This window comes from Actinoplanes sp. NBRC 103695, assembly GCF_030269485.1.
GTDB lineage: Bacteria > Actinomycetota > Actinomycetes > Mycobacteriales > Micromonosporaceae > Actinoplanes.
Genome location: NZ_BSTL01000029.1, coordinates 1 through 21,728 on the forward strand (window position 1 = coordinate 1; position 21,728 = coordinate 21,728).

18 protein-coding genes are annotated in these 21,728 nt (G+C 71.4%); 14 read left to right on the plus strand and 4 right to left on the minus strand.

Annotation, left to right across the window (positions count from 1 at the left end; all coding sequences use genetic code 11):
• Positions 1-447: 447 nt before the first annotated feature.
• Both QSK31_RS38170 and QSK31_RS38175 read right to left on the minus strand, forming a co-directional pair.
• Positions 448-1,296, minus strand: coding sequence for a LacI family DNA-binding transcriptional regulator (locus QSK31_RS38170; RefSeq protein ID WP_285689591.1), 849 nt, complete (start codon positions 1,294-1,296; stop codon positions 448-450).
• Positions 1,293-3,761, minus strand: a complete 2,469-nt coding sequence (locus QSK31_RS38175; RefSeq protein ID WP_285689592.1) for a glycoside hydrolase family 2 protein — start codon at positions 3,759-3,761, stop codon at positions 1,293-1,295. The genes QSK31_RS38170 and QSK31_RS38175 overlap by 4 nt, the downstream gene beginning before the upstream one ends.
• Positions 3,762-3,825: 64 nt before the next feature.
• Here QSK31_RS38175 and QSK31_RS38180 point away from each other — a divergent pair, with 64 nt between their 5' ends.
• The 8 genes from QSK31_RS38180 to QSK31_RS38215 all read left to right on the plus strand — a co-directional run bounded on the left by QSK31_RS38180 (position 3,826) and on the right by QSK31_RS38215 (position 14,314).
• A complete protein-coding gene (locus QSK31_RS38180; RefSeq protein WP_285689593.1) occupies positions 3,826-5,109 on the plus strand; it encodes an ROK family transcriptional regulator in 1,284 nt (427 codons plus the stop codon).
• Between the two features lie 85 nt (positions 5,110-5,194).
• Complete coding sequence (locus QSK31_RS38185) at positions 5,195-6,436, plus strand: cytochrome P450 (protein WP_285689594.1); 1,242 nt, start codon at positions 5,195-5,197, stop codon at positions 6,434-6,436.
• Positions 6,433-7,551 carry a hypothetical protein gene (locus QSK31_RS38190; RefSeq protein ID WP_285689595.1) on the plus strand — a complete coding sequence of 373 codons (1,119 nt, stop codon included), beginning with the start codon at positions 6,433-6,435 and terminating at the stop codon, positions 7,549-7,551. Before QSK31_RS38185 ends, QSK31_RS38190 begins: the two co-directional genes overlap by 4 nt.
• Before the next feature lie 69 nt (positions 7,552-7,620).
• Entirely contained in the window at positions 7,621-10,566 is a 2,946-nt protein-coding gene (locus tag QSK31_RS38195) for a glycosyl hydrolase 115 family protein (RefSeq protein ID WP_285689596.1), read from the plus strand.
• Between the two features lie 503 nt (positions 10,567-11,069).
• Complete coding sequence (locus tag QSK31_RS38200; RefSeq protein ID WP_285689597.1) at positions 11,070-11,378, plus strand: DUF3817 domain-containing protein; 309 nt, start codon at positions 11,070-11,072, stop codon at positions 11,376-11,378.
• Between the two features lie 122 nt (positions 11,379-11,500).
• Positions 11,501-12,442: a DUF808 domain-containing protein gene (locus QSK31_RS38205; RefSeq protein ID WP_285689598.1), complete on the plus strand. Its 942-nt coding sequence runs from the start codon at positions 11,501-11,503 to the stop codon at positions 12,440-12,442.
• A 48-nt stretch (positions 12,443-12,490) separates the two neighbouring features.
• On the plus strand, positions 12,491-13,609 hold the full coding sequence (locus QSK31_RS38210) for an endonuclease (protein ID WP_285689599.1): 1,119 nt from the start codon (positions 12,491-12,493) through the stop codon (positions 13,607-13,609).
• A gap of 48 nt (positions 13,610-13,657) precedes the next feature.
• A complete protein-coding gene (locus QSK31_RS38215; RefSeq protein WP_285689600.1) occupies positions 13,658-14,314 on the plus strand; it encodes a ThuA domain-containing protein in 657 nt (218 codons plus the stop codon).
• A 69-nt stretch (positions 14,315-14,383) separates the two neighbouring features.
• On the opposite strand, the gene QSK31_RS38220 is transcribed toward QSK31_RS38215, so the two are convergent.
• Entirely contained in the window at positions 14,384-15,316 is a 933-nt protein-coding gene (locus QSK31_RS38220; protein ID WP_285689601.1) for a GbsR/MarR family transcriptional regulator, read from the minus strand.
• 136 nt (positions 15,317-15,452) lie between these two features.
• Here QSK31_RS38220 and QSK31_RS38225 point away from each other — a divergent pair, with 136 nt between their 5' ends.
• The 6 genes from QSK31_RS38225 (at position 15,453) to QSK31_RS38250 (ending at position 21,259) form a co-directional block, all read left to right on the plus strand.
• Positions 15,453-16,784, plus strand: a complete 1,332-nt coding sequence (locus QSK31_RS38225; RefSeq protein ID WP_285689602.1) for a serine hydrolase domain-containing protein — start codon at positions 15,453-15,455, stop codon at positions 16,782-16,784.
• Between the two features lie 9 nt (positions 16,785-16,793).
• A complete protein-coding gene (gene ligA / locus QSK31_RS38230) occupies positions 16,794-18,797 on the plus strand; it encodes an NAD-dependent DNA ligase LigA (protein ID WP_285689603.1) in 2,004 nt (667 codons plus the stop codon).
• A gap of 10 nt (positions 18,798-18,807) precedes the next feature.
• The gene (locus QSK31_RS38235; protein ID WP_285689604.1) at positions 18,808-19,500 is read left to right on the plus strand and encodes a pentapeptide repeat-containing protein; all 693 of its coding nucleotides are present in this window, start codon (positions 18,808-18,810) and stop codon (positions 19,498-19,500) included.
• Between the two features lie 30 nt (positions 19,501-19,530).
• Entirely contained in the window at positions 19,531-20,091 is a 561-nt protein-coding gene (locus QSK31_RS38240; protein WP_285689605.1) for a hypothetical protein, read from the plus strand.
• A gap of 18 nt (positions 20,092-20,109) precedes the next feature.
• Positions 20,110-20,523: an MmcQ/YjbR family DNA-binding protein gene (locus tag QSK31_RS38245; RefSeq protein WP_285689606.1), complete on the plus strand. Its 414-nt coding sequence runs from the start codon at positions 20,110-20,112 to the stop codon at positions 20,521-20,523.
• A 67-nt stretch (positions 20,524-20,590) separates the two neighbouring features.
• Positions 20,591-21,259: a Type 1 glutamine amidotransferase-like domain-containing protein gene (locus QSK31_RS38250; protein WP_285689607.1), complete on the plus strand. Its 669-nt coding sequence runs from the start codon at positions 20,591-20,593 to the stop codon at positions 21,257-21,259.
• 24 nt (positions 21,260-21,283) lie between these two features.
• Here the strand turns inward: QSK31_RS38250 and QSK31_RS38255 are convergent, their stop codons facing one another.
• Positions 21,284-21,619 carry a hypothetical protein gene (locus QSK31_RS38255; protein ID WP_285689608.1) on the minus strand — a complete coding sequence of 112 codons (336 nt, stop codon included), beginning with the start codon at positions 21,617-21,619 and terminating at the stop codon, positions 21,284-21,286.
• Between the last annotated feature and the right edge of the window lie 109 nt (positions 21,620-21,728).

Sequence of the window (21,728 nt, forward strand, 5' to 3'; positions counted from 1 at the left end):
CAACGCGACCGCGTCAGCCCGGAACTCGGGCGGATAATGCTTGTTCACCATGATCTTCCAGGACTCCAGATCTCCCAGGACCATCAAGATCCCCGGCTCAAGTGTCCAAGATCAAGGGGCAAGGCCCCCCGCTCCTCGCTACCGCTCATGCCGGCTGCTACCACTGACGCCCGGTCCTACCACCGCGCGCCCGGCCACAGCCTTGAGTGGCGGCAGAGACGGCGAGTGAGCAACCCGGCCGTGTGGCAGCCCGGCCGTGTGGCAGCCCGGCCGTGTGGCAGCCCGGCCGTGTGGCAGCCCGGCCGTATGGCAACCCGGCCGTGTGGCAACCCGGCCGTATGGCAACCCGGCCCGGCCCCACGCCCAGCGGTATCTCGGGCTCGGACGGCCCGCCGCGATCGTCGTGGCCTACCACTCGCGGGGCCGGTTATGGGTCCTGCCGATTCGTCAGATTCGCTGCGGGGCCGGCCCGGTGCTGTCGCGGGTCAGGATGCGGATGGTCGGGCCGAAGTGTTCGCGCCGGGGTGCGCCGTTCAGCACGTCGAGGACGGCCACGCCGATCGTGACGCCGTGGTCGTGGACGTCGGTGCTCATCGCCGAGAGCGGTGGCACGGCCAGCTCGCACAGCGCGGAATCGTCGCAGGCCAGCAGGCTCACCTGGCCGGGCACCCGGACGCCCGCGCGGACCAGGTCGGCCTCGGCCGCGACCGCCATCACGTCGTTGTCGAAGATGACGGCGGTCGGCGGGTCCGCGGCGGCCAGCAGCTCGCGGGCGGCGAACACGCCCAGGTCGGCGCTGTAGTCGGCCTCGACGATGCGCACCTCGACGCCGAGGCCGCGGGCGGCCTCGTGCATCGCCGTGGAGCGTTCGGCGGTGTGCACCAGCTCGGCCGGTCCGCTCACCCGGCCCACGATCCGGTGGCCCAGGGAGTGCAGCAACCGCACGGCCGCGGTCATCGCGCCGGCGTCGTCGGTGATCACGCTGGTGAAGGTGGCCGGGCCCGCGTACCGGCCGGCGAGCACGGCGGGCAGGCCGGCGGTCGCCAGCTCGGCCGGTCGCCCGTCGTCGTGCACCAGGTTCACCACGACCACGGCGGCGACGGTGCGCTCGGCGGCCCACCGGCGGTAGGTCGCCAGCTCGGCGGCCAGATCGGGGACGACGAGCAGCAGCACGGAGGTCCCGGTCGGTGCGAGCGCCTGCTCCATGCCGCCGATCAGTTCCATGAAGAACGGCTCCACCCCGACCTGGGCGGCGCTGTCGGTGAGAACCATCCCGACCAGCCGCGGCGGGCTCATCGCGACCGGGTCAGCGAGTTGGCGGACCTCAGGACCTGCGGGGCGGTGAAGGCCGTGGGATCGGTTGCGGCACTTGTGCGTACGGTGAAGGTCCTGCTCTCGCCCGCGAGCAGGTCGACGAGCATCTCGTCGACCTCGGCGTCCGCGGCGACCCGGTCGGCGAGCACCGTGACGTCGCGGGCGAAGGCGGCGGCGGTGACTGTGACCGCGTACCCGTCGGGGACCGAGGTGACCACGGCCGTGACCGCCCCGGGGTCGTAGGCGAGGTCGAAGTCCTCGGCGAACAGGCGGGTCGCCCGGCTGCCGACGGCGTCGGCCACGAGCACCTCGCGGGTGCGGTCCGCCACGTCGAGCAGGGCCGCGGGCAGCGGAGTCGTGGTCACCGAGCGGGCGGGGACGTGGATGTCGAGCTCGGCGGTGGCCAGCTCGGCGCCGCCGAACCCGGCGCGGCGCAGGCGGACCCGGTCGTTCCACGGCTCGCCGGTGTCGTTGACCGCGACGAGGACCACGGCGTCGTCCCGGACCTGGAACGTGATCAGGCGCGGCTGGTAGGCGCGGCGCAGGGCGTACCAGGCGGGCTTGCGGCGGCCGGCGCCGTCCACGACGGCCCACGAGGTCACCGGCCAGCAGTCGTTGAGCTGCCACAGCACGCTGCCCATCGTGTGCGGGGCCCACGAGCGCAGGTGGTGCACCGCGTACGAGGTCGCCCGCGCCTGGTTGAGCTGGGTCGCCCAGTGCCACTCGGTGAAGTCCGACGGCACCGGCAGGTGGTGGGCCAGGCCGCGGTCGAGCTTGCCGTTGCCGTCGCCCGCCTTCTGATGCAGCAGGAACGCCGCGGATGTCTGGTGCAGGTCGGCGGCCTGGATCGCGTCGGTCAGCGTGGGCCAGGCCGGCGGCGCCTGCCAGCCGAACTCGGAGCAGAACCGCGGCGTGTACCGGTCGTGCCAGGTGTAGTCCTCGGCGTTCCACGCCTGCCACTCGTGGCGGGTGCCGTACCGGTCGTCGTTGGGGTGCACGACCTCGGGATCGAAGCCCGGGCTGGACGGGCTGCCCGGGTGGTAGGGCCGGGTCGGGTCCAGCTCGGCCAGCAGCGCCGGGAAGTCGCGGTAGTAGTAGCCGGCGCCCCACGACAGGTCGCCGAGGTCCTCCTTCCACCGCCAGTCCTCGTGGCCCCAGATGTTCTCGTTGCCACCGTTCCAGATCACCAGGGCGGGGTGCGGGGACAGCCGGGTCACGTTCTCCCGGGCCTCGGCCAGGATCTCCGAGCGGATCGGGTCCTCTTCCGCGTACGCCGCGCAGGCCAGCAGGAAGTCCTGCCACACCAGGACGCCGCGCTCGTCGCAGACGTCGTAGAAGTCGTCGGACTCGTAGATGCCGCCGCCCCAGACCCGCAGCAGGTTGGCGTTGGCCGCCACCGCGCGATCCACCGCGGCCTCGTAGTCCTGCCGGGTCAGCCGGGTCAGCAGGTGGTCCTCGGGGATCCAGTTGAGGCCGAGCGCGAAGACCGGGCGGCCGTTGACGACCAGCGCGAAGCGGCTCCCGGCGGCGTCGGGGCTCTCGTCGATCTGCACCGAGCGGAAGCCGACGCGGCGGGCGATCGTGTCCAGAATCTCGCCGCCCGCGCCGGCGAGACTCACCTCGACGTCCACCAGCGGCTGTGCGCCGTGGCCGGCCGGCCACCACACCGGCGCCCCGGGCACCTCGATCTCGACGGCGCCGGCGGTCGCGTCGGCCGGCAGGGTCACCGTGCCGGAACGGTCGCCGGCGGTCACCCGGACCACGAGATCCCGCGCGTCGCCGAGACCGGAGCGTTCCACCTCGACGTGCACGGACAGGCGCCCGGTCGTCCCGTCGTCGTCCAGGGTGGGCAGGATCCGGGTCTGCGCCAGCCGGGCCACCCGCCAGCGCTCGAGGCGCGCCGGCCGCCAGATGCCGGCCGTCTGCAGGTCGGGGCCCCAGTCCCAGCCGAAGCTGCAGGCCATTTTGCGCACCGCGTTGTATGGATGCGTGTTGGTGTGCGGCCGGGCGCCGATCTTTTCCTGCACCGCCTCGGCGTACTCCAGGGCGGAGTCGAAGCGCACCGACAGCGCCGCCGTCCGGCGCAGTCTGTCGCGCACGTCGAAGCGGTAGCCGCGGTGCATGTTGGCTGTCCGGCCCAGCTCGGCGCCGTCGAGCTCGATGGTGGCCACCGTGTCGAGCCCGTCGAAGACCAGGTCGACCCGCTCGTCGCCGGCGGCGGGCTCGGCGCGCAAGGTCGTCTCGTAGAGCCAGGACGACCGGTGCACCCAGGCCAGGTCGGTTTCGTGAGTGTCCGTGTAAGGGTCGGGGATGACACCGGCCGCGAGCAGATCGGTGTGCACCGTGCCGGGGACCGTGGCCGGTCGGGGAAGGTCGCCGACCTCCGGGGGGATGGCGCCACCGACGGGGCGCACGGTCCAGCCTGCAGAGAGATCGATCTTCTTCACGACCCCATTCTTAAGCAGCTGAACGAAGTCGTCAACGCAGATGGCGGCGGGTTAAGGTGAGCCGGTGAGCGACACGGTGACGCCGGTCGGGGGGCCGCCGGTCGGCACCCCCTCGGCCGGCACGCCATCGGGCAGCACTCCCTCGGGCAGCACGCCCTCGGGCAGCCGGGGCCGCCGCGCCGGGGCGCGGGAGAGCATCCTCGACGCCATCCGTCTCGCCGAGCCGCTCAGCCGCGTCGAGCTCGCCGCGATGACGGGTCTCACCGAGGCCGCCGTCTCGATGACCGTGCGCCGGCTGCTCGACGAGGGCCTGGTCGTGGAGACCGGCCGCACCCCGACCGCCGGCAAGCCGCGCACCCTGCTGCGCCTCGACCCGGCCGCACGCCTCGCGGTGGGCATCCACCTCGACGAGGACGTCACCACCTACGTGCTCACCGGCCAGACCGGCGGCATCGTCTCGCGGATGACCCGCCCGGCGCCCACCGGCACGGGCGACGAGGTGCTGGACGCCCTGGTCGCCGACGTCGCCCTGCTGATCGACGGCTCCGGCGTGGAACGGGTGCGCTGCCTGGGCGTCGGCCTGGTGTGGCCCGGTCCCCGCGGCGGACGGACCACGCCGCGCGACGCCCCGCCGCACCTGCGCGGCAATCACGGCGACGATCTGGACCAGCGGCTGTCCGCGGCGACCGGCATGCCGGTGCTGGTGGAGAACGACGCGACCGCGGCCGCGGTGGGGGAGTACTGGGTTGCCCGGGTGGGCCCGGCGCAAGCCTTCGCCGCGCTCTACATGGGCAGCGGGATCGGCGCCGGCATCGTCATCGACGGCGTCGCGCTGCGCGGCGCCCGGGCCAACGCCGGCGAGTTCGGCCACCTCTGCGTGCAGGTCGACGGGCCGGAGTGCTGGTGCGGCGGCCACGGCTGCCTGGAGGCCCTGGCCGGCCCGGCCGTGGTGGTCGCCGCGGCGCTGGCCGACCCGGTCGCCGCCGCCGAGGCCGGCCTGGACACCGCAGGTCCCCGCCGCAGCGCCGCGGCCGACTTCGCCGCCGTCGCCCGGGCCGCCCGGGGTGGGGCGCCGGCCTGCCTGGCGCTGATCGAGGGCTCCGCCCGCTACGTGGCGGCCGCCGCCGAGTCGGTGGTCAACCTGCTGGACATCGACCTGCTCGTGCTCACCGGCCCCGGGTTCGCCGCGGCGTCGTTCGTCTACGGCCCGGCGATCACCGCGCGGATCGCCGCCGCCGACGCCCGCACCTGGCACCGGTCAGTGTCGGTGACGGTGTCCCTGGCCGCGGCCACCGCGTCGGCCACCGGCGCGGCGGCGCTGGTCCTGCAGTCGAGTCATCGCGGCTGAAAGATACCTGCGGTCACGGGGTTTCCGTGCAGTGGTCAACCTGAAGCATTGACGGCGGAATGCGTGGTTGGCGACGTTTGACGCCATGCCGATCCCTGACGCGCCGCACGCTCTGCCCCTGGTCGGTCATCTGGTGCCACTGGCCCGCGACCGGCTGGCGTTTCTCGCGGGGCTGCACGCGTACGGGGAAATGGTGTGGATCCGGATTGGACCGTGGAAGGCGCTGGTCATCACGAGCGCCGACCTGAGCGACCGGGTGCTGCGCGACGACCGCACCTTCGACAAGGGCGGATACCTCTACGACCGGATCCGGGAGACCGGCGGCAACGGGCTGGTCAGCTGCGCACACAGCGACCACCGTCGGCAGCGACGCCTGGTGCAGCCGGTCTTCCACCGCGACCGGCTGCCCGGCTACCTGGCGCTGATGAGCGAGCAGCTGGACGAGGTGCTGGGCCGGTGGCGTGACGGCGGGACCGTCGACGTGCGGGCAGACATGCAGTCGATCACCGCCCGCACGATGCTGCCCCGAGGGCTGCCGCCGGCGGTGATGGAACGGATGCTGGCGGACATGAACGTCATCCTCGCCGGGGTGACGTGGCGTTCGATCGTCCCGAAGAGCCTGGACCGGGTGCCGACCCCCGCCAACCGGCGCTACCGGCGGGCGCAGGAACGGCTCCGGGGCGTCGTCGCGGACGCCATCGGCCGGTACCGCGCCGGCGACACCGTCCACGACGACCTGTTGTCGGGCCTGCTGGCCTCCTACGGTGCGGAGGGGGACGACGCGGAGATCCACGACCAGGTGCTGACGTTCCTGCTGGCCGGCACCGAGACCACGGCCAACGTGGTCAGCTGGGCGTTGCACCTGGTCGCGGGGCATCCCGACATCGAGAGGCGGCTGCGCGACGAGGAGGATCTGGCGCGCAAGGTGGTCCTGGAGACGATGCGGCTGTATCCGCCGGTTCCGGTCCTGACCCGCATCACCACGAAGGACACCGAGCTCGGCGGCCACGACGTTCCGGCCGGCACCGCGATCGCCTACAGCCCTTACCTCGTCCAGCGCCAGGGTGGGCACTTCAAGGATCCGGACCGCTTCGACCCGGATCGGTGGGGCGACGGCAAGGACGTGCCGCGGGCGCCTTTCCTCGCCTTCGGCGGCGGTGCGCGGCGGTGCGTCGGTGACACCTTCGGGATCGCCGAGGCGGAGCTGATGCTGTCGACGATCACCCGCCGATGGTCGCTGCGGCCGGTGCCCGGCTCACGCGTACGCCCGGCCCTGAGCTTGGTCCTGACCCCCAGAACCCTGCGCATGCGGGCGGTCGCGGCATGACGGACCTGTGGTTCTACCCGGACGTCATCGCGCGCGACCTGGAGGAGAGCGGCCTTCCTGACGCGATCGTCGCCGAGACGCTCGCGTGCGCCTGGGAGTACACCCGGTGCGTGATTCCCCAGTTCACCAACTGGGAGCGCTACGTGGCCTTCACGCGGATCATCGTGATCGGGATCGTCGCGGAGTTCCGCGGCTCGCTGGTCGACGTGACCACCGGCGACCGCGTCCTGGGCTACGACGTGGATGAACTCCTCGGCACGGTCTTCGGCGGCACGCCCGGCCACGAGCTGATGGCTCGTGAGTACCGGACCTTCCTGCTCGTGACCGCCGACAAGTCCAGCGACCGGCGCGACTCGGAGCTGTTCCGCCGTTACGTCAACGCGCTGGTCCGGTCGCCGCGGGACTGGTTCCGGCTGCGGGACTGCGACGCGCTGGCCCGGTTCACCATCGCCGCCGCGATGGCCTGCAACGACGTCGACGACCTCTGGTTCGGCGAGGAGGAGTTCGAGATCCTCACCGAGCTCGGGGACACGCTCTACGACGCCGTCGCCTACTACAAGCATCGGGCCGAGGGCGAGACCAACAGCACTTTCGGGTACGCCGGGCACGAGATCCGCACCGGGTCGTTCCGTCGTGGCCGCGAGGTCCTCTGGGCGCTGGACGTCGCGTGGGCGCGCTCGCCGGGGCACCGGGCGGCGGTCAACTTCCTGCGGTACTTCGGCGGCCCGATCCACATGATGATGCGGCGCTACCGGTTCACCGAGGAGGGGCTGACCATCGGGCGCCCGGAGACCGACCAGGTGGTGACCCAGACGCGGCACAACGTCAAGCTGTGGAACCGGATCGACGCCACCGACCGCAGCGTCCACGACGCCAGGTACGCCGGGGTGCTCGCGCGGAGCGACCGGCTGATGTTCCCGGGCCTGCCGGACATGCTGGAGAAGGCGCACGAGCCGCACTGCGACCGCTGCCGGTACCGGGTCTCGTACGGGGCCGAGGGCGCCGGTAGTTTCGGTGGAGTCGGCCTGTGCGACGAATGCCGGCAGGAGTGGCAGGACTACATCACGTCGTTCCCGGCGCGCGCGGCCGAGGTGTTTCCCGTCTTGACGACATAGATGGACGCCTCTACGTTACGGGTGTAGAGCCGAGATGTTTCCGAAACTTTCGGATTCGAGGTTGTCCCGATGAGGTCGTTTCTCGCGCTTGCCCTGATCGCGCCCTTGGTGGCGGCCCCGGCCGCGCAGGCTTCCCCGCCCGGCTATGTGGCCTTCCGCGACGGCCCCGGCCGCTTCCCGATCGTCGCCGCCGGGCGGGCCGCGCCGGTGGTGGTCAGCGCCGCCGACCACGCCGGCGTCATCCGGGTCACCGACGACCTGCGCTCCGACCTCCGCGAGGTCACCGGGGCCGAGCCGGTCGTCTCGCTCGACCGGGTGCCGGCCGGCGTCGCCCCGATCATCATCGGCACGCTCGGCAAGAGCCCGCTGATCGACCGGATCGTCGCCCGCGGCCGGCTCGACGTACGCGGGCTGCGCGGCAAGTGGGAGACCACGATCGAACAGGTGGTGACCGACCCGCTGCCCGGCGTCCGGCGCGCGTTCGTGATCGCCGGCAGCGACCAGCGCGGGACGATCTACGGCGCCTACGACCTGTCCCGCGCCATCGGCGTCTCGCCCTGGTCCTTCTGGGACGACGTGCCCGCCGCCCGGCATCCCGCGGTCTACGTGCTGCCCGGCCGGCACACCCAGGGCACCCCGGCCGTGAAGTACCGCGGGTTCTTCATCAACGACGAGAACCCGGCCACCGGCACCTGGGCGCCGGGACACTTCGGGCCCGGCAAGGCGCCCGGGCGGCCTGGCGGGCTCAACGCGGCCTACTTCGCCCAGGTCTTCGAGACGATGCTGCGGCTCAAGGCCAACTACCTGTGGCCGGCGGTGTGGGGCCGGGCGTTCGCCGAGGACGACCCGCTCAACCACGCCACCGCCACCCTGTACGGCGTGGTCATGGGCACCTCGCACGAGGCGCCGATGATGCGCGGCATCGAGGAGTGGAACCGGCACGCGGTCAACGGCACCGACCCGTACGGCGGGAACGGGCAGTGGAGCTTCGTGCGCAACGCCGCCGCGATCAAGGCGTACTGGCGGGACGGCGCGCAACGGATGGCCGACGAGAACATCGAGGGCGTCATCACCCTCGGCATGCGCGGCAACGGCGACGTGAGCCTGCCGGACGGCGACGGCATCGAGCTGATGTCGTCCATCATCGACAGTCAGCGGGAGATCCTGCGCGACACCGGGCTGATCGACCGGCCCCAGGTGCAGACCCTCTACAAGGAGGTCCAGCGCTACTGGGACGAGGGGTACCGGCCGCCGGACGACGTCACCGTGGTGTTCTGCGACGACAACTGGGGCAACCTGCGCAAGCTGCCCGACCCCTCGCTGCCGGAGCGCAGCGGTGGCTACGGCATGTACTACCACTTCGACTACGTCGGGGCGGGCCGCAACTACAAGTGGGCCGACACGGTCAACCTGACCAACACCTGGGAGCAACTGCACCGGGCGTACGCGTCGGGGGTCGACCGTCTCTGGATGGTCAACGTCGGCGACCTCAAGAACGAGGAGGCGCCGACCCAGTTCTTCCTCGACTACGCCTGGAACCCGGCGGCCATCCCGGTCACCGGCATCGAACGCTGGCTCCGGTCGTACACATCGGAAAATTTTGGTCCTGCTCTTGCCCCGGCCGTGGCCGACCTGCTGGACGAGTATGCGACGTTGCAGTCGCGTCGCAAGCCGGAGCTGCTGAACCGGCGGATCACCGGCGACGCGACCTCGGTGATCTACGACGACGAGGGCAACCCGTTCAGCCTGACCGCCTACCGCGAGATGGATCGCGTGACCGCGCAGTGGCAGACGCTCGCGGCCAAGGCCGACCGGCTGCGGCGTCTGGTCCCGGCCGCGTGGCAGGACGCGTTCTACCAGCTGGCCTACTACCAGATCAAAGACACCGCCCTGGTGTACGAGCTGAGAAGGGCCCAGTTCACCAACATCGAGTACGCCCGCCAGGGCCGCGCCGCCACCAACGCGATGGCCGACCGGGCTGAGGCGCTGTTCGCCCAGGACCAGGCCATGAGCGCCTACTACAACACCACGCTGGCCGGCGGGAAGTGGGCGGGCTGGCAGACCCAGCCCAAGATCGGGTACGGCGACGTCGAACGGTACGGCCCCAACGCGCCCTGGCAGCAGCCGGAACTGAACAACGTGGCCCTGCCGGACGCGATCTACCCGCACCTTCAGCGGATCAACGTGCCGACGGCCGCCGCGCTGGGCGTGGCCCTCGACGGCGGCGACCCGGTGACGCTGCCGACGTTCAGCCCGTGGCAGTCGCAGCCCGCGCAGTACATCGAGGTCTACAACAAGGGCGCCACCGCGTACGACTACCGCATCACCGCCGCCCAGCCCTGGGTGCACGTGACACCGTCGTCGGGCCGGGTCACCGACCAGGTCCGGGCCACGGTCACCGTCGATTGGCGGCGCGCCCCCCGCGGTACGTCGGTCGTGCCCATCACGGTGACCGGCGCCGGCTCCGCGGTGGTCGTCCGGGCGCCGGTCTCCTTCCCCGGTGTCGCGCCGTCCGGCTTCCTCGAGGCCAACGGCTACGTCGCCATGGAGGCCGGCCACTACAGCCGCAAGGTGGGCGACTGGCAGTTGCTGCCCGGGATCGGCCGCACCGGCAACGGGCTCACCCCGCTCGGCGGCGCCCGGGCCCGCCTCGAGTACGCGATGACGCTGACCACGACCGGCCCGGTGCGCGTCTCGGCGTACCTGTCACCACGCAACAACGTCCTGCCGACACCGGGCCTGCGCTACGCGGTCTCGATCGACGGCGCGGCGCCGCAGGTCGTCGACATCATCGGCGAGACCGGCGCGGACGACACCACGATGAACCCGCAGTGGGCCCGCAACACCTCGGACAACACCAACGTGACGACGACGGCGCACGCGGTGGACCGGCCGGGCCGGCACACGCTCACGTTCTGGATGGTCGACCCCAGCGTGATCGTCCAGCGCCTGGTCGTCGAGACCGCCCCGCTGCCGTACAGCTACCTCGGCCCACCCGAAAGCCGGCGGGCCTGACGCCCGGGGTGCCCGCTCGCGGTTGCCGGCGCGGCATGCGCTGGGCGTCGGCTCGAGGCGGGTTGCCAGGCGCCCGGGTGCCTGCTCGTGGTGGTTGCCGCCGCTCGCGGTGGTAGCCGAGTGCGGGAGTGGTAGGCGGGCGCGGGAGTGGTAGCCGGGCGCGGGAGTGGTAGGCGGGTGCGGGAGTGGTAGGCGGGCGTCGGAGTGGTAGGCGGGCGCGGGAGTGGTAGCCGGGCGCGGGAGTGGTAGCTCAGCGCGGACAATTCGGGCGGGATACCGTCGTGAGCCTCCACGGTCCGCGCGAGTGGTAGCCGGGCGCGGCTGGGCGTCCTGGATGGCGCCTGGTCCTACCACCGCGAGCGGCGGCTACGACCGTGAGCAGGCACCCCGGCCGCCTGGCCACCCTGCCTGACCATCGCCCGCGAGACCTGCCGACGATTCAATTCCCGGAAGCCGGGACGCGTATTCTCGCGCTGACCTTGCGCCGCGAATCAAGGAGCAGCATGCCGCCGCCGTACCGCATCTTTCGGATCGCCGCCGTCGCGGAGGCGATCTCCTGGACCGGGCTGCTCGTCGGCATGTATCTGAAGTATGTGCCGGAGAGCACCGAGGCCGGCGTCTGGCTGTTCGGGCGGCTGCACGGCGCGCTGTTCGTCGTCTACCTGGTCGCGACGCTCTGGGTGGCTCGGGCCGAGCGCTGGTCGCTGCGTCGCACCGCGGCCGGGCTGCTCGCGTCGATCCCGCCGCTGACCACGTTGATCTTCGAGCGCTGGGTGTCGCGTCGCCGCGCGCTCGTGCGGGCGGCGGGGTAGCGAGTCCGTCCGTGGGTGCGTGCGGGCGGCGGGGTAGCGAGTCCGTCCGTGGGCGCGTGCCTTTCAGGAAGCCCTGCGAGAATGGGCCGGCACGCACGCTGAACAGGACGGAAGGACTGCTTGTGGCCGGTGGACTCGTTGCCCTGCTGGACGATGTGGCGGTGCTGGCTCGCACCGCCGCGGCCTCCATCGATGACATCGGGGCGGCCGCCGCGAAAGCCGGTGCGAAGGCGGCCGGCGTGGTCATCGACGACGCCGCCGTCACGCCGCAGTACGTGCGCAGTCTCGCGGCCGAGCGGGAGCTGCCGATCATCAAGCGCATCGCCCTCGGGTCGCTGCGCAACAAGTTCCTGATCATCCTTCCGGTCATCCTGCTGCTCAGTCAGTTCGTGCCGTGGCTGCTCACCCCGATCCTCATGCTCGGCGGCGCCTACCTCTGCTACGAGGGCGCGGAGAAGGTGTGGGCCAAGGTCGCCCACCATGACGCCCACGGGCAGGGGGAGGAGGGTACGCAGGACGAGAAGAAGCTGATCTCCGGCGCCGTGCGTACTGATCTGATCCTGTCCGCGGAGATCATGGTCATCACCCTGAACGAGGTGATCGACGAGCCGTTCTGGTCGCGCCTGGCGATCCTGGCCGTCGTCGCGGTCGTCATGACCGTCGTCGTGTACGGCGCGGTGGGCCTGATCGTGAAGATGGACGACGCGGGGCTGCGCCTGGCCCAGCTGCCCGGCGCGATCGCCACCTTCGGCCGTGGCCTGGTGAAGGCGATGCCGGTGGTTCTGACGGTGCTCACGGTGGTCGGCACGGCGGCGATGCTGTGGGTGGGCGGGCACATCCTCCTGGTGGGCACGGACGAGCTCGGCCTGCACTTCCTGTACGGGGCGGTGCACCACGTGGAGGAGGCCGTCCACGACGCCTCCGGTGTCCTCGGCGGGCTCACGGGCTGGCTCGTCAACACGGTGGCCAGCGCGATCCTCGGCCTGATCGTCGGCGCTCTGGTCGTACTCGTCATGAGTGTGACCCTGCACCGGCGCAAGCCGGCCGCCGAGGCCGAGGTATGACGCGCTTGATATGACCCTGGGGGCGGTTCCGCCGCTCACACTGAGGCCATGAGGCGCAACGTCACGGTCGTCGCCGTTCTGGCTCTGCTCGGCACGGTGCTCGGGGCGCACGCCGCGTCCGCCGCCGCCCCGCTGACCGTCGCGCAGGCGATCGCCGGCCAGAGCGGCAGCGGCACGGTGCTCGGGTACATCGTCGGGCAGCCGACCGCCACGGACACGGTGATCCGCAGCGGATTCACCGCGGACACCGCGCTCGCGATCGCCGACAGCAGCGGCGAGACCGACACCGACGACATGCTGTACGTGCAGATCACCAGCGCGTACCGGAGCGCTTTTGGTCTGCAGAGCAACCCGGGCCTGGTCGGCCGCGCGTTGACCGTGACCGGCGCCCTGGCCGCGTACTTCGCGCATCCGGGCCTGAAGTCGCCGACCGCGATGACGCTCGGCACCGGCTCGGGGACGCCACCGCCGACCGACCCGACCGGCTACTACGCGGCGGCGTCGGGCAGGTCGGGGGAGGCGCTGAAGAACGCGCTGCACGGCATCATCTCCAGCGGGGTGACCACCCTGTCGTACGACTCGGTGTGGAACGCGCTCAAGGTCACCGACCAGGATCCGTCGAACGCGAACAACGTGATCCTGCTGTACTCCGGGGTCAGCCGGTCCAAGTCGCTGAACGGCGGCGACCAGGGGGACTGGAACCGCGAGCACGTCTGGGCGAAGTCCCACGGCGACTTCGGCACGAGCAACGGCCCCGGCACCGACCTGCACCACCTGCGCCCGGAGGACGTGCACGTCAACTCCGAGCGGGACAACAAGGACTTCGACAACGGCGGCACGGCCGTCGCCGACGCGCCCGGCAACCGTACGGACGCCGACTCGTGGGAGCCGCGGGCGGCGGTCAAGGGCGACGTGGCGCGCATGATCTTCTACATGGCGGTCCGCTACGAGGGCGGCGACGCCTGGCCGGACCTCGAGGTGGACAACGCCACGAGCGGCGGCACGTCGCCCCGGCTGGGCCGCTTGACGGCGCTGCGCACCTGGAACGCACAGGACCCGCCGGACGCGTTCGAGCGTCACCGCAACGAGGTCATCTACGGCACCTACCAGCACAACCGCAACCCGTTCATCGACCACCCGGAGTGGGTCGCCTCGATCTTCGGCTGAGGGCTCTCCCAGGCCGGATCCACGGCGCCGGTCGGTAGGGTGGGTGATGTGCGACCGTTGAGAGCGCTGATCGTCCGGGGCGGTTGGGACGGGCACGAGCCGATCGCCTGCACCGAGCTGTTCCGAGACTTCCTCGAAGGCAACGGGTTCAGCCTCCGGATCGCCGACAGCCTCGATGTCTACACCGACGCCCATGCGCTCCGCGAGGCCGACCTGATCGTGCAGTGCTGGACCGGCGGCCGGCTCACCGGCGAGCAGGAGGAGGGGCTCGTCGAGCGGGTCGCGGCCGGTGCCGGATTCGCCGGTTGGCACGGCGGCGTCCTGGCTGTCGGCTACGAGGCGTCCCGCTACCAGTACATGGTCGGCGGGCGGTTCCTCTTCCACCCGGGTGGATTCGTCGACCACACCGTCGCCGTCACCGGCGACCACCCGATCACCCGCGGGTTGCGCGACTACGACGTGCACACGGAGCAGTACTACTGCCACGTCGATCCCACGCTCGAGGTGCTGGCCACCACCACCTTCGACGGACACCCGGAGGCGCCTGAGACGGCGGGGGCCGTGATGCCGGTGACCTGGATCAGACCCTTCGGCGCGGGCCGGGTCTTCGTCACCACGCTCGGACACGCGCCGTCCGACCTGCTGATCGGGCCGACTCGCACGATGGTCGAGCGCGGCCTGCTCTGGGCCGCCGCCCGACCCTGACGAGAAACCTGGTCTTCGTCGAGGCGATCCGGGAACGGCGGCCGGCCGTGCGGGCGGCGCAGTACAGCATCAGCAGCCGGCGGTCCGCCGAGCCTGTCCCGGATCGGCGCCGGGACCGCGACCGGGCGGCGCCCCGGCCAGAGTTTTGCGCTGGGTCGCGCTGAGACGGTCCGGTCTCGCCATGATGGTGTACGCGCCGAGCGGGGCCGGCGCCAGCACGAGGGGGTCGGCGATGGCCGGGCGGCGTTCGAGAGCGCCCAGCGCGTCGTCGACCCGCTCCCGCGGCCAGTCCAGCCCGGTGGCGAGCTCGCCGGCGCACAGCGGCCGGGCGGCGTGGACGAGGGCGGCGAGCACCGTCAGCGCATCCGGCTCGACGACCTCGCTCTCGTGCATCTGTTCGCTGAGCCACCCGAAGAACTCACCCATCCTCCGCAGCCGTTGCCCGGCGGGCGTCCGGGCACCGAGGATCCTGGCTCCGCGCTGTGCCGCGGCGGCGACGTCGGCGTGCGCGGTCGTGTCGGTCTTCCACGCGCGCTGCCACAGGTCGTCGGCGACGACGTAGCGCTCGCGGCGGCTGCCCGCGTCCGGTGTGCGCACCAGCATGTCCATCACCTCGAGATAGGCGACGGCCTTGGAGACGGACGCCGGGCTGACCCGGAGCTGACGCGCGAGCTCGCCGGCCGTCCGGCTGCCGGTGTCGGAGAGCAGCAGGCTGACGAACACGCGGGCGCTCATCCGGGGCAGGCCCGTCCCGGTCAGCAGGGCGGCGAAGTGTTCCCCGAAACCGTGCATCGGCGGGGCGGCGGACGGCTTGCGCCGTGGCCTGCGTACGGCGACGTGGTCGGCCTGGTAGCCGTCGCGTTCGCCGTTGCGGGCCACCTCGCGGCTGATCGTGGAGGTCGGCCGGCCGAGGCGGCGGCCGATCTCGGCGTACCCGAGACCCTCGCCCAGCCACGCCGCGATCCGCCGGCGATCGTCCTGGCCCAGCCTGCTCCCCGGCATTCGCTCTTCCCCTTTGCATTAATCGTCAGTGCATTGCAATTCTTTCGGTGCAACGATGCTGATTATGCCGTCGCATTGCGAGTGTTCGCAACGATCGGTGTTTGCCACTCGAGGAAATACGCCATAGATTTCCGGAATGCGTTCCTTGATTAGTGAACTCCTCGCGGAATACGGGATTCCGAGCGCGCAGATCGGCATTCTGCGCGACGGCGAGATCACGGACCTCGCCGTGGGCGTCGCCGATGTGACGACCGGTGCGCCGGCCACGACCGGCACTATCTATCAGTGCGGTTCCATGACCAAGACCTGGACCACCCTGGCCTTCCTGCAGTTCGTCGACGAGGGCCGGGTCCGGCTGGACGAGCCGGTGCGCACCTATCTGCCCGGGTTCCGGGTCGCCGATTCCGACGTCGGCGCCCGGGTCACCGCGCGGCATCTGCTCTGTCACACGAGCGGCATCGAGGAGGATTTCGGCGATCCCGGCGAGGACGACGACGTCTACGAGCGGATGGTGCGCGCCATCGCCGACGCCCCGCAGGTGCACCCGCTGGGATACACCCACGGCTACAGCGCGGCCCTCGGGTACGCGATCCTCGCCCGCATCATGGAGGTGCTGGACGGCAAGCCCTGGGACGACATCATGGCCGACCGGCTCTTCGCCCCGCTCGGGCTGACCGGCACCACCAGCCGGCACGAACGGGTGGACCACGGCCGGGCCGCCACCGGGCACCTGATCCGGTCCCTCGCCGAGGGCCCGTTCGTCACGCCGGTCGACCACCTGCCGCGCCTCTACGGCCCCGGCGGCAACGTCACCTCGACGGCCCGGGACGTGCTCACCATGACGCGGGTGATCCTGGACGGCGGCGGCAGCATCCCCGAGATGCTCACGTCCCGGGTGCCGGTACCCGACCCGTACATGTTCGGCCCGGAGTGGGCGCTGGGCCTGATCGTGTGCGACTGGCACGGCCGGACGGTCTACGCGAGCGACGGCAGCACCATCGGCCAGAACGCGCGCCTGCGGATCCTGCCGGACTCGGGCACGGCCATCGTGATGCTCACCAACGGCGGACCGCGGGACGGCTTCTACCGCAAGGTGTTCAACGCCATCCTGGCCGACCTCGGCGAGGTCACCATCCCGGACCTGCCCGTTCCCGACCCCGCCCTGGACCTCGACCTGTCCCGGTACGAGGGCGTCTACGAGCGTCCCGGCACCAGGTACGAGGTCGAGGCCGTGGCGGGCCGGCTGCACCTCAGCCACGACCTCGACCCGACGCACGCCCAGATCCTCGGCAAGCCCGGCCGGATCACGTACGAGCTTCTCCCGGTGTCACCCACGCACTTCCTGATGCCGCCCGCCGACCCGCTCGAGGACACCCAGACCGTCGCGATCTACGACTTCGCCGAGGGCCGGGCGCGGTACCTGCACACCAACTGCCGCGTCCACCCTTCTGTCGTACCCGGGACGTAAGTTGTCGGCATGACGGACGCTCTCCTCTCCGAGACCGATTTCGCCGACGCGGTCGATCGGGCGCGGGCCGCCGCCTCGTCGTACTACGACACCGGCGACGTGCTGATGACCGACGCCGACTACGACGCGCTGCTCGACCGCATCACCGAGGCGAAAGGGGAACACCCGGACTGGGACGACCGGGGTGTCCTGACCCGGGTCGCGGCGGGCGCGTCCGCCGGCGGCGACGTGCGCCATCCGGTGCCGATGATGTCGCTGGACAAGATCACCGGTGAGGACGGCGTCCGCGCGTTCGTCGCGACCCTCGGCGGCGAGCCCTGCCTGGTTGAGGTCAAGCTCGACGGGCTGGCGATCCGCGTGGAGTACGCCTCGGGCCGGCTCGCCCTGGCCGCGCTGCGCGGCGACGGCAGCAGCGGCGAGAACGTCACCGCCCAGGTGTTGCGCGGCGTCGCCGGTCTGCCCGCCCGGCTCGGCACCCCGTGGACGGGTGAGGTCCGCGGCGAGGTCTACATGACGGTCGACGACTTCGAGGCCGCCAGCGCCAACCGGGTCGCCGCCGGCGCCAAGGCGTTCATCAACTCGCGCGGGGCGGTCGCCGGGTCGATCCGCAGCGTCGACCGCGCCTACGAGACCCCGATGACCTTCGCGGCGTACGACATCTCCGGCACGTTCGCCTCGCATCGCGAGCGCATGGCCCACGCGGCCGAGCTCGGCTTCCCCGCGGCCGGGCAGCTCGCCACCGGCGACATCGAGGTCGCCGGCGACGCGGCGGCCGCGCTGGCCGCCATCGCGCACATCGGTGAGCTGCGCCGCGGCCTCTCGTTCCCGATCGACGGCGCGGTGCTCACCGCCGATCTCGAGTCGACGCGCCGGCGGCTCGGCTCGGCCAGCCGCACGCCGTACTGGGCGGCCGCGTTCAAATACCCCGCCGACACCGGCTCGACGGTGCTGCGTGACATCGAGGTGCGGGTCGGGCGTACCGGTCGCATCTCGCTGCGCGCCGTGCTCGACCCGGTCTTCGTCGACGGCACCACCATCACGTACGCGACGTTGCACAACCCCAAGTTCGTCGAGGACCAGGGCCTCGCCATCGGCCAGACCGTCGCCGTGTGGCGGGCCGGGGACGTCATCCCCCGCGTCACCGCGCCGATCGGCGAGCAGCCGCACGGCCTCACCCCGTGGACGCCGCCCGAGACCTGCCCGCAGTGCGGCGAGCCGTGGGACAAGTCCAGCCTGCTGTGGCGCTGTCACACCGCCTCGTGCAGCGCCACCAACGCGCTGGAGTATTGGTGCAGCCGCGAGGCCCTGGACGTCGAGGGAGCGGGCGAGGCGCTCTGCGTCGCCCTGGTCAGCACCGGCCTCGCCACCGACGTCGCCGACCTGTACTCGCTCACCGAGGAACAGCTGGCCGAGCTCCCGGTCGGCAACACCAAGGCGGGTGGTGTCGTCCTGCTCGGCAAGCTCAACGCCGCCAAGGTGATCGCCTCGCTGGAAAACAGCAAGACCCAGCCGTTCAACCGGGTCATCACCGGCCTGGGCATCCGGATGACCGGCCGCAGTGTCGGGCGCTGGCTGGCTGCCCGCTTCAAGACCATGGACGCGCTGCGCGCCGCGACCGTCGAGGAGATCGCCGAGATCGACAAGATGGGCCTGATCAAGGCGCAGCACGTGGTGGACGGCCTCGCCGCCATGTCCGGCGTCATCGACCGGCTCGCCGCCGCCGGCGTCACCATGAGCGTCCCCGAGACCACGGGCGGCAAACCCCTCGAGGGCAAGACGTACGTGGTCAGCGGCAGCGTCCCCGGCTACACGCGTACGACGGTGAGCGAACGCATCGAGCAACTCGGCGGCCGGGCCAGCGGCAGCGTCTCGGCCACCACCACGGCGCTGGTCACCTCCGAGACCACGACGGCCAAGGCCACGAAGGCGGCCAAGCTCGGCATCCCCATCATCGACCCGGCCGCCTTCGCCGACCTGCTGGCGGACCGAGTCGTGCCGCAGAGCCGAGGCTAGGGTGGCACCCGTGTCGAGTCGACGAACCTCCGCTGTCCGCCGGCCCCGCCAAGGACCGCCCAAGCCGCCCCAGGCACCCGCGGACCTGTCGCTGGCGAACGCTCTCCAGCTCGACATCGAGCACGAGCAGACCGTCGAGGCGGTCGCCTACTACGACGCCGACCTCGCCGGCGCCGACGCGGAGGGCGTCGAGTTCCGCCAGTGCCGTTTCCGCAAGGCCAGCCTGGCGGGCGCGGCCCTGTCCCGGGTCCGCATGGCCGACTGCCTGATCGAGACGTGCGACCTGTCCAACCTGAAGGTGGACGGCGCGGCGTTCGACCGGATCAAGGTCTCGGGTACGCGGATGACCGGCCTCGCGTGCTACGGCGGCCTGGTCAGCGACGCGACCTTCGTCGACTGCAAGTCCGACCTGACGAACTGGCGGCAGACACGCCTCGACCGGGTCACGTTCCAGAAGTGCAACCTGGCCGGCGCGGACTTCACCGACGCCGACCTGCGCGGCGCGAGCTTCACCGACTGCGACCTGACCCGCGCCCAGTTCCACAAGGCGACGATGACCGGCGCCCGGTTCCGCAACTGCGAGTTGCAGGGCATCGGCGGCATCACCAGCTGGGAGGGCGCGATCATCCACCCCGACGACCTGCTGGCCATGTCCTACCTCATGGCCGGCGCCCTCGGCATCGTCGTCGACGACCGGAACTGATCTTTGCCGGGGGCTGCCACACTCGGGCGCGTGAGAAAAGTCGGCGAGTCCGTGGTGGCGTTCGTCGTGCCGATGGCCGTGTTCGCCGTCATCCTCTCGGTGATCGGCCTGATCAGCGAGGTCGTCGGCATCGCACAGCAGACCCCCGTCCAGCGGGGCATAGACGCCCACACCGTCAAGGTGACGGGCACCTACGCCGGTTACGACGACGGCTCGAAGTTCCACGACCCGACGTACACCCTCTCCTACCTGTACGAGGACGAGCCGTACAGCACGCCGCTGCGCAGCCTGCCCGGCAACCACTCGTTCGGTGACCAGTTCTGCGTCGAGATCGACGCCGAGCAGCCGACGAACGGCCGCGTGTGCGGTACTCTCGGCGGCCTCGCCGACGCCCGGTCCGGTCTGCGGACGGGCCTTCTGTTCCTGGGAACGGCGCTGCTGGTCCTGCTGGTGATCTGGAGGCTCGGCCACGCACGCGGTTTCCGGCGGCGGCGGACGACCACCACCCAGGTGCGGGGCCTGGGGAATCGCCAGCGCCGCAAGCCCGCCCGCGGGTCGCGAGCCCGCGCACGGCGGGCCGGGCGGCGCTGATCGCGGTACGGTCGGCTCATGTCCGGCCCCGGAGACGTACCCGCGGAGATCGTGGACCGGTTGCGGCCGATCTGCCTGGGGCTGCCCGAGACGTACGAGGAGCCGGCCTGGATCGGCGTCCGCTGGCGGATTCGCAAACGGACGGTCGCCCATGTCTACATGCCGGACCTCGAGCGCTATCCGTTCTACGCCCGGTACGCGACCGCCGGCGAGCCGCCGACCGTGATGACGTTCCGTGTGCCCGCCGACGAACTGCTCGGCCTGACCGCCGGCTTCCCGTTCTTCCGAGCCGACTGGGGCGGCAACGTCGCGGGTGTTCTGCTCGGTGACCACACCGACTGGACCGAGATCGCCGAGCTGCTCGCCGACAGCTACTGCGAGATGGCCCCGAAGTCCCTGGCCGCCCAGGTCGCCCTCCCGCCGCCCACCTGATCCTCGGCCCGACCGGGGCAACCCTAGGTCGTTGCACGCGCCTTGCCGGTCGTGGTTGGCTCGCCCGGTGGACCTTTTGTTGACGTCGAGCGGTCTGCGCAACGACTCCTTGCGGGATGCTCTGCGGGACATGCTGGGAAAGCCGTTCGGGTCGGCGAACGTCGTGTACGTTCCGACGGCGTCCGTCGCCGAGCCCGGCGACCACGGATGGTTCGTCGCGAACCTGGTCCGGCTGCACGGCCTCGGCTGGCGTGAGTTCGACGTCCTGGAGCTGAACGGTCTCCCTCGGCAGATGGTGCTCGACCGGCTGCGCCACGCCGACGTCATCTACGCCGAGGGCGGCAACCACTATCACCTCGCGCGCAGCATCACCGGCAACAACCTGGCCGACGACTTCCTGGAGGCGCTGGAGAGCCGGGTCTACGTGGGCTCCAGCGCCGGATCGATGATTTTCAGCCGGAACCTCACAGCGCACTCCGCCGACGTCATCGGGGACGCGGCAGACCTGCACGTGCTCGGCGCGACCACCGTGGAGTCGCCCTTCGGCCTCTTCGACTGGTACCTGAAGCCGCACCTGGACTCGCCCGAGTTCCCGGAGCGGGACGATGCCTGGGCCGATCGCATCGCCGGGCGGGCGGACTTCCCGATCTACTTCATCGACGACCAGACGGCTGTCCGCGTCCGTGACGACAAGGTGGACGTCGTCTCCGAAGGCCGGTGGCGGTTCCATCCGTAACTCCACGCAGCGGCCGGCGGCACCTCAGGCGACCCGTGGCACTCCACCCATCGGCAGCGCTGACCTGCTCACATCGCCGGTCTGGTCGGGGGAGGGCGCCACCGACGGAGAAGTCGTCGCGGTCGCCTCCACGTCCGCGAACGGTGTGCCGCCCGACGGATCGACCTGTGACAACACCTCCATCAGCCGGGCCACATCGCCGACGGCAAGCTGGAAGGTGCCTTTGCACACGGTGCCGGCCCACAACGACACGACGACCGTGCCACGACCCTCGTGGTAGCTGACCCGCATCCTTCGGTCGCCGCCGCGCAGATCGGTGAACAGATCACCCACGGCCGGCATCGGAAAGACCTCGCCCATCACCGCAGTCTTGCGGATCGACGACCTCTGGTAAAGACCGGCCACCGCGGCGGGTCGATCAAGGCTGTGCCGGGCCCTCGAGCGGACCACCGAAGACGACCGGCAGCAA